The sequence below is a fragment of the Actinobacillus seminis genome (assembly GCF_002263215.1).
Classification (GTDB): domain Bacteria; phylum Pseudomonadota; class Gammaproteobacteria; order Enterobacterales; family Pasteurellaceae; genus Actinobacillus_B; species Actinobacillus_B seminis.
This window is the reverse complement of record NZ_NLFK01000014.1, coordinates 15,568-28,821: the sequence shown is the minus strand read 5'-3', so window position 1 is coordinate 28,821 and position 13,254 is coordinate 15,568. Positions and strand designations below refer to the sequence as shown.

The 13,254-nt window shown below is 42.5% G+C and carries 12 protein-coding genes and 3 pseudogenes; 9 read left to right on the top strand and 6 right to left on the bottom strand.

Translation table 11 applies throughout. The features are described 5' to 3' along the window. Positions 1-40: 40 nt before the first annotated feature. Positions 41-771: pseudogene (locus CFY87_RS10920) on the bottom strand (response regulator). Positions 772-789: 18 nt separating this feature from the next. Between CFY87_RS10920 and CFY87_RS10915 the strand changes: the two are divergent. The 8 genes and pseudogenes from CFY87_RS10915 to holA form a co-directional block, all read left to right on the top strand. Then, positions 790-1,361: pseudogene (locus CFY87_RS10915) on the top strand (ROK family protein); the annotation flags it as partial. A gap of 60 nt (positions 1,362-1,421) precedes the next feature. After that, complete coding sequence (locus CFY87_RS10910; RefSeq protein ID WP_094947789.1) at positions 1,422-1,730, top strand: D-lyxose/D-mannose family sugar isomerase; 309 nt, start codon at positions 1,422-1,424, stop codon at positions 1,728-1,730. Between the two features lie 112 nt (positions 1,731-1,842). Then, positions 1,843-2,019, top strand: a pseudogene (locus CFY87_RS10905) (xylulokinase); the annotation flags it as partial. Between the two features lie 90 nt (positions 2,020-2,109). Further along, positions 2,110-2,934: a bis(5'-nucleosyl)-tetraphosphatase (symmetrical) ApaH gene (apaH, locus tag CFY87_RS10900; RefSeq protein ID WP_094947786.1), complete on the top strand. Its 825-nt coding sequence runs from the start codon at positions 2,110-2,112 to the stop codon at positions 2,932-2,934. Positions 2,935-2,959: 25 nt separating this feature from the next. Further along, on the top strand, positions 2,960-3,136 hold the full coding sequence (locus CFY87_RS11750) for a hypothetical protein (protein ID WP_158216631.1): 177 nt from the start codon (positions 2,960-2,962) through the stop codon (positions 3,134-3,136). A gap of 201 nt (positions 3,137-3,337) precedes the next feature. Continuing rightward, on the top strand, positions 3,338-5,920 hold the full coding sequence (gene leuS / locus CFY87_RS10895; RefSeq protein WP_094947784.1) for a leucine--tRNA ligase: 2,583 nt from the start codon (positions 3,338-3,340) through the stop codon (positions 5,918-5,920). Positions 5,921-6,057: 137 nt separating this feature from the next. Continuing rightward, positions 6,058-6,561, top strand: a complete 504-nt coding sequence (locus CFY87_RS10890; protein WP_094947781.1) for an LPS-assembly lipoprotein LptE — start codon at positions 6,058-6,060, stop codon at positions 6,559-6,561. Beyond that, a complete protein-coding gene (gene holA / locus CFY87_RS10885; RefSeq protein WP_094947778.1) occupies positions 6,558-7,604 on the top strand; it encodes a DNA polymerase III subunit delta in 1,047 nt (348 codons plus the stop codon). The genes CFY87_RS10890 and holA overlap by 4 nt, the downstream gene beginning before the upstream one ends. Here the strand turns inward: holA and mutT are convergent. The 3 genes from mutT to secM all read right to left on the bottom strand — a co-directional run bounded on the left by mutT (position 7,601) and on the right by secM (position 11,148). Beyond that, positions 7,601-7,999, bottom strand: a complete 399-nt coding sequence (gene mutT, locus CFY87_RS10880; protein WP_094947775.1) for an 8-oxo-dGTP diphosphatase MutT — start codon at positions 7,997-7,999, stop codon at positions 7,601-7,603. The two genes, holA and mutT, sit on opposite strands and share 4 nt — an antisense overlap. Before the next feature lie 58 nt (positions 8,000-8,057). Then, entirely contained in the window at positions 8,058-10,769 is a 2,712-nt protein-coding gene (gene secA, locus CFY87_RS10875) for a preprotein translocase subunit SecA (protein WP_094947772.1), read from the bottom strand. A gap of 73 nt (positions 10,770-10,842) precedes the next feature. Next, entirely contained in the window at positions 10,843-11,148 is a 306-nt protein-coding gene (gene secM, locus CFY87_RS11980) for a secA translation cis-regulator SecM (protein WP_158216630.1), read from the bottom strand. 102 nt (positions 11,149-11,250) lie between these two features. Here secM and CFY87_RS10865 point away from each other — a divergent pair, with 102 nt between their 5' ends. Continuing rightward, a complete protein-coding gene (locus CFY87_RS10865; protein WP_094947766.1) occupies positions 11,251-11,586 on the top strand; it encodes a DciA family protein in 336 nt (111 codons plus the stop codon). A 282-nt stretch (positions 11,587-11,868) separates the two neighbouring features. Here the strand turns inward: CFY87_RS10865 and CFY87_RS10860 are convergent, their stop codons facing one another. Further along, positions 11,869-12,645 carry a M48 family metallopeptidase gene (locus CFY87_RS10860; protein WP_094947763.1) on the bottom strand — a complete coding sequence of 259 codons (777 nt, stop codon included), beginning with the start codon at positions 12,643-12,645 and terminating at the stop codon, positions 11,869-11,871. A gap of 67 nt (positions 12,646-12,712) precedes the next feature. Beyond that, on the bottom strand, positions 12,713-13,240 hold the full coding sequence (gene ppa, locus CFY87_RS10855; protein ID WP_094947761.1) for an inorganic diphosphatase: 528 nt from the start codon (positions 13,238-13,240) through the stop codon (positions 12,713-12,715). Positions 13,241-13,254 lie beyond the last annotated feature (14 nt).

The window sequence follows — 13,254 nt, the reverse complement described above, 5'->3', positions numbered from 1 at the left end:
GATGAACCCAAATGAGGCGCATCCCTTCTTCAGTCAAGATTTAAAATTGCGTTGAACAAGGCTCCACCGCACAACTAAACAAGTACCCGCTTCCGCGAACAGTTTGGATAAATGTCGGGGATTTTGCATTCGGTTCAATTTTTTTACGTAACCGCATAATTAAAACATCAATAGTGCGGTCAAAAATTTCCAAGTTTTCGCTATGTGTGAGTCTAATAATTTGGTACGGGATAAGACTTTTTGCGCATGAGAAACTAAGGCGTGTAACAAGATATATTCCCCTTGCGTTAAGGCAATCTCACGTTTTTGCGGAGAAAATAATTTGTGGTTATCAATATCTAAAAACCATTTGTCAAACGCAAAACCGTTGTGGACATAATCGGAGGAAAAATTATAGGGTTGGGTTCGGCGAATAGCTGCTTTGGCTCGCGCCACAACAACGCGCGGATAAAAAGGCTTGGTAATATAATCATCAGCGCCCATTTCCAAGCCGACGACCACATCGAATTCGGAATTCAGCCCACTCAACATAATGATGGGCGCATGAGTTAAAGATTTTAACCGTTGCAACAAAATAAGACCATTAATATCAGGCAGAATAAGATCAAGAAAAATTAAAGAAAATGCTTTACGAGATTGTAATAATCTTAAAGCCGCCTCGCCATTTTGGACGCTTACAACCTCGTAACCATATTCTTCGAACGTATCGGTTAATAGTTCACAAATTTGAACGTCATCATCAATCACTAGAATAGACGTTTTAGGCGACATTATTCAGCTCCCTTTTTTTCCGAAGCGACTGATGGTGCCGGTGCGGGCAAAAATATTGTGCTGGCATTGATATTAGGTACCGATTCGGGATCGGGTATTGTGATTAACGGTAAACCACACCAAGGCGCCAACGGAATCGGTGGAGAATGGGGGCATAATATGCTCCCATGGCAAGATGAAGAAGAACAAGCTGTCACCTTATCCTCGCCTTGTTACTGTGGCAAACGCGGTTGTGTTGAACAATTTGTCTCCGGCCACTGGACTTTGTGACGATTATCAACGACGCTCCGGTATCCGTCTAAAAGGAGAAGAAATCGTCCGGCTCGCCGAACAAGGAGATACGCTTGCCGAGCAATCATTACAAGCCTACGAACGCCGCCTTGCCAAAGCGCTCGCCGCCTATATCAATGTATTAGCGTGGTATTCGCTGGCGGTGTCTGTAACATTGAACGCCTTTATCGCAATGTGCCTAAATTATTGTGCGATTATATTTTTGGTAAAGAATGCGCAACCGAAATCAAAAAAGCAGTACATGGCGATTCCAGCGGTGTGCGTGGGCGGCTTGGTTATGGCCACTAGAAAAATCATAGCATTTCATTATTGTTGCACAAAACGCAAGAAAAAATGACCGCACTTTTAACGAGGTTTATATGAAACGTTCTGAAATTAATCAAGCGATTTTGCAAGCCAAAGCCCTCATGGCGCAATATCATTTTTTATTACCTAAATTCGCCCGCTACAGCTTAACTGACTGGAAAACCTTAGATCGGGCAAAACACCAAGAGATCCTAGAAGCGCACTTAGGTTGGGATGTAACCGATTTTAATTTAGGTCAATTTGCCACAACGGGGTTAACGCTATTTACTATCCGCAACCAATCAACGCATAACCATAAACCTTATGCAGAAAAAATCATGCTGGTTAATGAAAACCAAGTTACGCCTATGCATTACCATTGAAAAAAAATTAGCATGGCAGATTTCCGCAAAACCATTGCCCTAGGCAATTGATCGATCGCACCATGCTAATCTCGAATTATCCGAAAGAAACGATACAACAAGGGATTAAAGATTGGGTGTGGCAAAACCGGCAAAAATCGCGCTCAATCCGCAACAAGATATTGCGCAATTTTGTCAGCCTTTACCCCTAGAAGCCATATATCAACCAAATTTGCAACGGCATGAATATTATCAACAAAAACGTGAGAAATTTGCGACGTTATATCAACGGATAAAGGATTTTCACTGATCGTCTTTTTGACAGCCAAATAATATTGGTTACAATAAAGCACAATGTATTATTGGTGGAGATAACCCTCCTAAGGTGACAAGGCAATCTATGGCAACCTACCTCGTCGGTGATTTGCAAGGCTGTTATGATGAATTACAGCTTTTATTGGAAAGTGTGCAGTTTGATCCGTATAAGGATCAACTTTATTTAACCGGAGATTTAGTCGCGCGCGGGGATAAATCGCTGGAGTGTTTGCGCTTTGTCAAATCTTTGGGAGAAGCAGGAAAAACCGTGTTAGGAAATCATGATTTGCACTTAATTTCCACCGCACTTGGTATCAAAAAAACCAAACCGCGCGATCGAGTGGACAGTATTTTTTCCGCGCCGGATTTTGAGGAATTAATTGATTGGTTGCGCCATCAGCCCTTGTTAATTCATCATGAAAAACTTGATTTTGTGATGACGCACGCGGGCATTTCTCCGGATTGGGATTTACCAACCGCAAAATCTTGCGCCAAAGCAATCGAAGAGGTTTTGCAACATGGAGATTGTCATTGGTTAATTGAAAATATGTATGCCGATAAACCCGATCGTTGGTCGCCGGCACTGCAGGGTTTGGATCGCTTGCGTTATAGCATCAATGTGTTAACCCGTATGCGTTTTTGTTATTCCGATCATCGCTTGGATTTTGTTTGCAAAGAAACTGTCCGGCAAGCGCCGGCTGAACTCACGCCTTGGTTTAAGCTTAATAACCCGCTATTTAAAACACAAAATATCATCTTCGGGCATTGGGCAAGTTTAGTAGATACACCGACGCCGAATCACATTTTTGCGCTGGACACAGGCTGTGTTTGGGGCAATCGGATGACCATATTACGTTGGGAAGATCAACAATATTTTACGCAAAGTGCGGTGAAAAATTATGCCAAATAAAAAAGTACCCCTTGTGGATTAATCCTTGAAGATCTACAGCGGTATTGCAGCGGATTTAGAATTACGCAAAATTTTCATTTTCTTAGGTTCCGATATTATGAGACGAGAAATGTATGTCAGTAACAGTAGTCTTGAATTAAGTCCGCATAGGACAGAATTTTTGAAAAAATTTGCTAACAACCTCTATCAATGGGAAAAATAATGTTGCCTTAACGAACGGTAAATCTCAAATATTATCACATAACAATCCCCAAAATTGACTGCACTTTGTCGCTAAAAGTGCGGTCAGTTTCTTGAAAGTTCTATCAATTTTTCCTGTTTTACGCTATCCTATAGCACATTTTCCAACTTAATTTATACCGTCAAAGTGCGGTCAGTTTTTCTGAAATTTAAAGGTAAAATTATGCAAGAGCAATACCGTCCCGATTTGATTGAATCAGAAGTTCAACAATTTTGGGCTGAAAATAAAACATTCAAAGCGGTGAAGGATCCGAACAAAGAGAAATATTATTGTCTTTCCATGTTCCCTTATCCATCCGGTCGTTTACATATGGGACATGTGCGCAATTATACTATTGGCGATGTGATTTCTCGTTATCAACGTATGAACGGAAAAAATGTATTACAACCAATGGGTTGGGATGCATTTGGTTTGCCGGCGGAAGGTGCGGCGATAAAAAATAAAACCGCACCGGCAAAATGGACCTACGAAAATATTGCCTACATGAAAAAGCAACTCAAATTATTGGGTTTCGGTTTTGACTGGGATCGCGAAATTGCCACCTGTAAACCGGATTATTATAAATGGGAACAATGGTTCTTCACGGAACTTTATAAAAAAGGTTTAGTATACAAAAAAACCTCCACTGTCAACTGGTGTCCGAATGATGAAACGGTACTTGCCAATGAACAGGTTCACGAAGGATGCTGCTGGCGTTGTGATACGCCGGTGGAACAAAAAGAAATTCCGCAATGGTTTATTAAAATTACCGATTATGCAGAACAATTATTAGGCGGTTTGGACAGTTTGCCGGAATGGCCGGAGATGGTAAAAACTATGCAACGCAACTGGATCGGGCGTTCTGAAGGAGTGGAAATTACCTTTGATATCGAGGGCGTAAACGACAAATTATCCGTTTATACCACACGTCCGGATACATTCTTTGGTGTTTCTTATGTGGCAGTAGCTGCGGCACACCCGTTAGCGGAACTTGCCGCACAGCAAAATCCGGCATTAGCAGCGTTTATCCAAGAAGCGAAAAATACCAAAGTCGCGGAAGCAGAACTTGCGACCATGGAGAAAAAAGGCATGGCAACCGGTTTATTCGCGCTCCATCCGATCACGGGCGAAAAAGTACCGGTTTGGGTAGCAAACTTTGTGTTAATGCATTACGGTACCGGTGCAGTAATGGCAGTGCCGGCGCATGATGAGCGTGACTTTGAGTTTGCACAAAAATATGACTTGCCAATTAAACAAGTGATTGAGCCGGCAAATGGGGAAGCCATTGATTTAAACAAAGCAGCATTTACTGAACATGGTAAATTAGTTAATTCAGCTGAATTTAATGGTCTTGATTTTGATGCGGCGTTCAACGGTATTGCCGACAAATTAGAAGCTATGGGATGCGGTAAACGCCAAGTGAATTATCGCTTACGTGACTGGGGGGTTTCTCGTCAGCGTTACTGGGGCGCACCAATTCCAATGTTAACCTTGGAAAATGGCGAAGTGGTGACGGCGCCATTGGCGGATTTGCCAATTGTGTTACCGGAAGATGTAGTGATGGATGGAGTGAAAAGCCCAATCAAAGCAGATCCAAACTGGGCGAAAACCGGCTATAACGGTCAACCGGCATTAAAAGAAACAGATACATTCGATACCTTTATGGAGTCCTCTTGGTACCATGCACGTTATACTTGCCCGCAATTTCACGACGGAATGTTAGACAGCGACGAAGCCAATTATTGGTTACCGGTGGATCAATATATCGGCGGTATCGAACACGCCACCATGCACTTACTCTATTTCCGTTTCTTCCACAAATTATTGCGTGATGCCGGCTTAGTCAGCTCAGATGAACCAACTAAAAAATTATTGTGTCAAGGAATGGTGCTTGCTGATGCATTCTATTACACCGCCCCAACCAACGAACGCATTTGGGTATCGCCGACTAAAGTTAGCCTTGAACGTGATGAAAAAGGTCGCGTTACCAAAGCAGTGGACGACGAAGGTCATGAATTGGTACACAGCGGCATGACCAAAATGTCAAAATCCAAAAACAACGGTATCGACCCGCAAGAAATGGTAGAAAAATACGGTGCAGATACGGTACGCTTGTTTATGATGTTCGCCTCGCCGGCGGAAATGACCTTGGAATGGCAAGAGTCCGGCGTAGAAGGTGCGAAACGTTTCTTGGGTCGTTTGTGGAATTTAGCCTTTACATACAGCAAAAATTCGGCTGAAACAGCAATAAATCCGACCGCGCTTTCCGGCGCGCAAAAAGCCTTGCGACGTGATGTACATAAAACCATTGCTAAAGTTAGCGATGATATCGGGCGTCGTCAAACCTTTAATACCGCAATTGCCGCGATCATGGAATTGATGAATAAACTGACCAAAGCCCCATTGAATGATGCACAAGATCGCGCGGTAATGGCGGAAGCCTTGAGCGCGGTTATTCGTATGTTATATCCGATTACGCCACACATTTGTTTCCAACTATGGAAAGAATTGGGCAACGCGGACACCATTGACTTTGCGCCTTGGGTGAAAGCGGATGAACAAGCCATGATCGACGAGGAAAAATTGGTGGTCGTGCAAGTAAATGGTAAAGTACGTGCGAAAATTACCGTCCCTGCCGATATGGTGGAGGAAGACATTAAACAAGTAGCGCTGGCTGATGCCAATGTAGAAAAATTCCTTGAGGGATTAACCATACAAAAAGTGATTTATATACCGGGTAAATTACTCAGTTTCGTCGCCAAATAACGCCAAAAAAGACCGCACTTTGCCTATAAAAGTGCGGTTATTTTGCGAAACAAAATCAAAGCGGGATATTTCTTTTTGTTCCCTGCAGATTTATGGTAAAGTACCGCTAATTTTAATTCTGTAAACAGAGTCATTATATGTTGAAATCGATCAAAACTTTTTTTATTGTCGCCGGCGTATTCGCTCTTTCCGCTTGCGGTTTCCATTTCCAAAATGGTGAATTAATTCCGAATGAATTAAAAACCTTAACCTTGGAAAGCAGCGATCCGTACAGCGAAATGTCCATGGCAGTGCGGCAACAATTGCTATCAAACGGAATTAATTTAGTGGAGGCAAAAAGCCAAGTGCCAACCTTAAGATTAAATAAAACTACGACCAACGATGAAGTCGCCTCAATTTTTAAACGCGGACGTGAAGCAGAAAAATTGCTGATCCTGGATGTGAATGCAACAGTCAGATTAAATCAAGTCAGTTACCCGCTATCAGCGCGCGTTAGCCGCACATTCTTTGATAACTCTCGTGCAGCCTTAGCAAAATCGGCAGAAAAAGAAGTACTCTGGAGCGATATGCGGGAGCAAGCGGCGCTCCAATTAATTCGTAAAATGATTGCCTTACAACAGCAAGTCAAAACACAAAAATGATCCGAATTTTCAGCGAACAACTTTCTCAATCACTAAATAATAAATTGGCATCAATCTATTATTTGGCGGGACAAGATCCGCTGTTACAACAAGAAAGTGCCGATCTCATTTGCCAAACCGCCTTTACCCAAGGTTTTGATGAAAAATTTGATCTCACCATTGATCATTTAACCGACTGGCAGGTACTTTTTGAACGGGTTCAATCCATGGGATTGTTTTTTCATCGTCAAATCATCCGCTTACATCTGCCGGAAAATCTTTCCACGCCTCTCCAACAACATTTGCTAACCTTAATGCAGTCCCTACACGCTGACGTGCTACTCATTTTGCATGTTAGCAAACTGAATAAAGTAATGGAGAAGCAGGCGTGGTTTACTACGGGTGCACAAATTGAGCCAAACGTCACCGTGGTCAATTGCCAAACGCCAAGTGTCGCTCAACTGCCGCGCTGGATCGCCAATCGCGCCAAAAATATGCAATTGGCGATAGATAATGAAGCAACACAGTTTTTATGCTATAGCTATGAAAATAACTTGCCGGCACTGAAACAAGCCTTGCAATTACTTGCCTTACTTTATCCCAATGACAAAGTCACACCGGCTAAAGTACGCGTGGCGGTGGAACAATCGTCAATTTTTACACCATTTCAGTGGATTGATGCCTTACTGGAAGGGAAATATGCCCGCGCTAAACGGATTTTACAAGGGTTACAGGCAGAAGATGTGCAACCGGTAATTTTGTTGCGCACATTACAGCGCGAATTGATTACCCTCTTAACCTTAACTCAAGTGCAACAACGCTTAAACAGCCTGCAAGATCCGTTGCCGACAGCGCAACTAAGAGAACAATTTGATCGCTTAAAAGTGTGGCAAAATCGTCGCCCGCTTTTTACTCAATGCATCCAGCGCCTTAATTACCGACAACTTTATGTCATTATTCAACACCTAGCGAAAATTGAGCGCAAGGTAAAAATAGAGTTTTCTGATGAAGTTTGGAGCGAGTTGGCGGCATTATCCATGCAAATTGCCCACCCGTCTTGCTAACTTTCAGCGAGTAAACGCTGAATCAATCGCGCATTTGCCGGCGGAAATTTTCCGGCATCCAATTCATTTTGTGCCACCCAAGCACCCTCTTGCCCTTCTCGTCCAAAAGGCTCACCAATCCATTGTTCCACCAAATAAAAAGAGAAATGAATCATTTTATTCGGATATTCAAACAAAAATCGTTCAAAAATGACCGCACTTAAAATATGAATGCCAATTTCTTCTTCCAATTCGCGTGCCAAGGCTTGTTCCGGCGTTTCGCCGGCATCCACTTTACCGCCGGGAAATTCTAGTGACTGGGCAAAATCTTGCCCTTCAAGACGCTGTGTCAAATAAATTTGCCCAAATTCATTGCGAATAATGCCGGCGGCAACTTGAATTATTGGTTTTGTCATGCTCAATCAAATCCCGATGTGAAAAAAGTGCGGTCAAAATAACCGCACTTTTGCTAAATTAATGTTTCGCTCGACTACCATGACAGTGTTTGTACTTTTTACCGGATCCACAAGGACAAGGCTCGTTACGTCCAATTTTACGATTGGCAAATTCATGATGTTCGTCAGTAGATGCGTTTTCCTCATTATCACTGCTGTGATATTGCATTCCTTGCACCTGCTGCGCTTGCGCTAATTGGCGTAAACGCTCCGCTTCCTCGATTTCCTCTTGGGTACGAATACGAACGCGACTTAAGGTGGTAATCACACTTAATTTTAAGGCATCCAACATTTCCGTAAACATTTGGAAAGATTCTTTTTTGTACTCTTGTTTCGGATCTTTTTGCGCATAGCCGCGTAAATGAATCCCACGACGCAAATGATCCATCGCTGCCAAATGCTCTTTCCACAATTCATCTAAGGTTTGTAACATCACTCCTTTTTCAAATTGACGCATGGTTTCCTCACCCACTAAGGCTTCTTTTTGCTTATATTCATCCACCGAGGCTTGAATAATACGTTCACGCAGAGTTTCCTCATGCAAAGTATTATCTTCTTCCAACCATTTAGACAGCGGCAATTCCAAAGCAAAATCTTGTTGTAAACGCACTTCCAAGCCGGCAATATCCCACATTTCCTCTAAAGATTGCGGCGGAATATATTGATCAATTACCGCATTGAACACATCTGCACGGATAACTTCAATAGTTTCGGAAATATTTTCGTTATCCAACAGCACATTACGTTGCTCATAAATAGCATGGCGTTGATCATTTGCTACGTCATCAAATTCCAGCAAGTTTTTACGTCCATCAAAGTTATGAGCTTCCACTTTCGCTTGAGCGGAGGCAATCACTTTCGCCAACATTTTGGATTCCATTGCTTCGCCCGGCGTACTAAAGGCCTTGCGCATTAAATTCAATTTTCCTTCGTTGAGGTAGATGCGCATTAAAGCATCTTCCAACGATAGATAAAAACGGGAAGAACCCGGGTCACCTTGACGACCGGAACGACCGCGCAATTGGTTATCGATACGACGAGATTCGTGACGCTCGGTACCGATAATATGCAAACCGCCCGCTTGTTGTACAATTTCATGACGTTTTTGCCATTCTGCTTTAATCGCCTCGATTTGTTCTTCGGTTGGATTTTCAAGTTTCGCCACTTCCGCTTTCCAGTTACCGCCCAAAACAATATCAGTCCCGCGCCCTGCCATATTGGTTGCAATTGTCACCGCCCCCGGATAACCGGCGTTAGCAACAATTTCCGCTTCTTGTGCATGGAATTTAGCGTTTAATACGTTATGTTTGATGCCCGCTTTATCCAAGGCATGGGACAACATTTCGGATTTTTCAATGGAAATCGTCCCCACTAACACCGGTTGATTACGCGCTACGCAATCTTTAATGTCCTCAATAATTGCCTCAAATTTGTATTGTTCATTTTCAAACATCACATCCGTACGATCATCACGGATCATCGGACGATTGGTTGGGATAACAATGGTTTCCAAGCCATAAATTTGTTGGAATTCAAAAGCTTCCGTATCCGCCGTCCCTGTCATACCAGCCAGTTTTTCATACAAGCGGAAATAGTTTTGGTAAGTAATGGACGCTACAGTTTGGTTTTCGCTTTGAATTCTCACCCCTTCTTTCGCTTCAATTGCTTGGTGCAAACCGTCGGACCAACGACGTCCTGCCATGGTGCGCCCGGTATGCTCATCCACAATCACCACTTCCCCCTCTTTAACGATATAATCCACATCACGTTCAAATAACGTATGTGCACGTAATGCCGCATAAACATGATGCAATAACGTAATTTTCGCCGGCGAATATAAGGACTCGGTTTCTTTCATCAAGCCTTGTCGCACCAACCATTCTTCGATTTTTTCTTGTCCACGTTCGGTTAAATGTGCTTGTTTGTTTTTCAAATCCAAGGTGAAATCACCGTCGCCTTGAAATTCGTCAGAATCTTCTTTCTCTTGTTTGACCAATAACGGAATCAGTTTATCAATAGCGATATATAGATCCGAGCTGTCTTCCGACGGACCGGAAATGATCAATGGCGTTCTTGCCTCATCAATTAAAATGGAATCCACTTCATCGACCAAAGCATAATGCAACTGTTTTTGGAAACGCTCTTGGGCGGAATGTGCCAAATTATCACGCAAATAATCAAAACCGAGTTCGCTGTTGGTGGCATAAGTAATATCGGCGGCATAAGCAGCGCGTTTATCTTCCGGCGCCATTCCCGGCACGTTGACACCAACGGTCATACCTAAAAATTCAAATAACGGACGATTGGTTTCCGCATCACGGCGCGCCAAATAATCATTCACCGTGACCACGTGTACACCTTTTCCGGTCAACGCATTTAAATAACAAGGCAAGGTAGCAGTTAAGGTTTTCCCTTCCCCGGTGCGCATCTCGGCGATACAACGATTGTTTAGCACCATACCGCCGAGCAATTGCACATCAAAGGGACGCATCCCTAACACCCGTTTACTCGCTTCTCGCACTGTCGCAAAGGCTTCCGGGATCAAATTCTCCAACTTCTCGCCATTTTGTAATCTTTCGCGAAATTCTGTGGTTTTACCTTTTAATGCTTCATCACTTAAGGCTTCAAATGTCGATTCTAATTTATTAATTTGGGCAACTTGTTTATTTAAACGACGTAAAATACGGTCATTACGACTACCAAAAATTTTGGTTGCTATTGTTCTTAACATACGATTTCTTACTTAAAAATAGAATTAATCCACCACAACACCAAGGTACTGTGAACACTATACTTTATTGCGATCAACTCATCAGAGGACCTGCACGAATGGGGGCGATATCGTGCAATATAGAGGTGTTAAAGTGCGGTTCTTTTTTGAAAAAAATATCCGTTTTTACCGACAACAAGGGCTGTTTGCCGCCTTCTTGCCGCGTTTGTTTCGCCGGCACAATCAAATTGACTGCTTGTTGTGGAGCTTGACGTTGCTCATTCGGACAGGTTTCACCGCCAAGCGCATGATTTTCCAATCCCTGTGCCGCCACAGGCAAAGCAAAAATCGCAATCATACTAAGCAGTAATTGCGACCAAAAATTTTGTTTGCTTTTCATTAAAATCATCGTTATGTTGTCTTGTGCGAAAAATGTGTATCATTGTAACGGAAATCCGCCGCAATGTCATAATATTGAGATAAAAAATCGGAAAACAATCCTATGCGCTATAAAAAAACCGTCAATGTACAAACCATTCTGGAAACATCCGCTTTGGCAAACCTTATGGAAAAAGGCGTGCGTTTAAATCAACTGAACGCGCAATTACACCCTTTCTTTCCAAAAGAGTTTCACGGTTTTTATAAAATCACCCACATGACTAAAGAAACCTTATTTATTGAGGTGGCGCATGCTAGTATTCGCCAAGGTTTTTTATTTAAACAAGTTGCCTTATTACAGGCAATAAACAAAACTTACCCGCAAATTAAACGGTTTACCTTTACCATCAATCCACAATTAAAATCCTTACCGGCAAGTGATGTCGAACATTATCTTTAGCGCATTAAATCGGTTGCGCACAGGCATCAGCATGATTTAGTTCATCTTTTGGATAAGGTCATTGCCATTTCCGATTGAATTTTGGTGATGCGCGATATTTTTCCTGTAGCCGACGCCAAGAATGAATAAACAACCCAAAATCTAGCCGGATGCTAAATTTTTTGCAATGTGATAAGGAAAACTGTACCAAAAAGCACCGCACTTTTCTTGTGCCAAATAACAAAGTGCGGTCAAAAATATAAAGAATTTTAACCACACGTACCTCTTTCACAAGGATATCATTTAACTTTTTCCGGCTTTATAAATTGCAACAGCTTTCGGCATTAAGCGCAATAAATTTTCTTGACGGGCTTCATCACTCGGGTGCGTTGAGGCTAAACTTTCCAGCACACCGCGAGATTGCCCTTCCGAGGCTTTTTTCATTTTATCCCACACCGCCGGCGCTGCTTCCGGATTATATCCGGCTTTTGCCATCAACATCAAACCTACTTCATCCGCTTCCGTTTCATTGCTACGAGAATAAGGTTTGTTCAATCCCCAATCAGACACTAAACCTACCGCCAATCCGCTCATATCTGAACCGATTTTAGCCTCTAATACCGAATGAACCACCGAACCGACCACATTAGTCACTTGCGCTAAATTAGTTTTCTTTTTACCATGTTCTTTCAACGCGTGCGCCATTTCATGTCCCATAACAGTAGCAATTTCATTATCCGTAAGTTTCAATTTATCCACTAATCCCGTATAAAACGCCATTTTCCCGCCCGGCATTGCCCAAGCATTTAATTCATTGGATTTAATTACAGTTAATTCCCAATTAAATTTCACCCCGGTTTGGTTTTCTCGATCTGCATAAGGGCGCATAGTATTAAAAATTTTATGAATGCGTTTTGCGGTTGCCGAGGTCGTATCGATCGCCCCTTGGGTTCTAACCTTGCCCATTTCTTGCCTATAGCTCAATGCGGCTTGTTGATTAATCGTGGCGGAATCCGCACAAGAGGCTAACATTACAGCCACTGAACATACCAAGGCAAACTTTTTCACTTGACTTAACATAATCGCTTCTATCTTCGATTTTAAATAAAAAAACCGTTCTCAAACATGAGAACGGTACATTATGAACTTATTTTTTAGCGCGTTCGAAAGAATCTAAGATTTCCTTACGGGCTTCGTTTACATCGCCCCAACCTTCAACTTTCACCCACTTACCGGCTTCTAACGCCTTGTAGCTTTCAAAGAAATGTTGAATTTGCGCTTTTAGCAATGCCGGTAAATCGCCCACATCTTTAATATGATCATATTCTTTGCTTAATTTAGTATGCGGAACCGCCACAACTTTTGCATCACCGCCAGCTTCATCCGTCATTTTTAACACACCAACCGGACGACAACGGATCACAGATCCCGGTTGTAACGGATAAGGAGTAGGTACCAATACATCCACCGGATCACCGTCAGAAGATAAGGTATTGTTCACATAACCGTAGTTAGCCGGATAGAACATTGCTGTTGCCATAAAACGATCAACAAATAACGTACCGGTTTCTTTGTCCACTTCGTATTTGATCGGATCAGAGTTTGCCGGAATTTCAATTACTACATAAATATCATCAGGTAATTCTTTACCCGCTGGTACATTTTCTAAACCCATTTTAATCTTCCTTT

Bases quoted from the DNA above. Each gene is read 5' to 3' on its own strand.
- CFY87_RS10860 (WP_094947763.1), bottom strand. From the start codon at position 12,645: ATGTTAAGTCAAGTGAAAAAGTTTGCCTTGGTATGTTCAGTGGCTGTA.
- secM (WP_158216630.1), bottom strand. From the start codon at position 11,148: ATGAAAAGCAAACAAAATTTTTGGTCGCAATTACTGCTTAGTATGATT.
- apaH (WP_094947786.1), top strand. From the start codon at position 2,110: ATGGCAACCTACCTCGTCGGTGATTTGCAAGGCTGTTATGATGAATTA.
- leuS (WP_094947784.1), top strand. From the start codon at position 3,338: ATGCAAGAGCAATACCGTCCCGATTTGATTGAATCAGAAGTTCAACAA.
- mutT (WP_094947775.1), bottom strand. From the start codon at position 7,999: ATGACAAAACCAATAATTCAAGTTGCCGCCGGCATTATTCGCAATGAA.
- holA (WP_094947778.1), top strand. From the start codon at position 6,558: ATGATCCGAATTTTCAGCGAACAACTTTCTCAATCACTAAATAATAAA.
- CFY87_RS10890 (WP_094947781.1), top strand. From the start codon at position 6,058: ATGTTGAAATCGATCAAAACTTTTTTTATTGTCGCCGGCGTATTCGCT.
- CFY87_RS10865 (WP_094947766.1), top strand. From the start codon at position 11,251: ATGCGCTATAAAAAAACCGTCAATGTACAAACCATTCTGGAAACATCC.
- CFY87_RS10910 (WP_094947789.1), top strand. From the start codon at position 1,422: ATGAAACGTTCTGAAATTAATCAAGCGATTTTGCAAGCCAAAGCCCTC.
- ppa (WP_094947761.1), bottom strand. From the start codon at position 13,240: ATGGGTTTAGAAAATGTACCAGCGGGTAAAGAATTACCTGATGATATT.
- secA (WP_094947772.1), bottom strand. From the start codon at position 10,769: ATGTTAAGAACAATAGCAACCAAAATTTTTGGTAGTCGTAATGACCGT.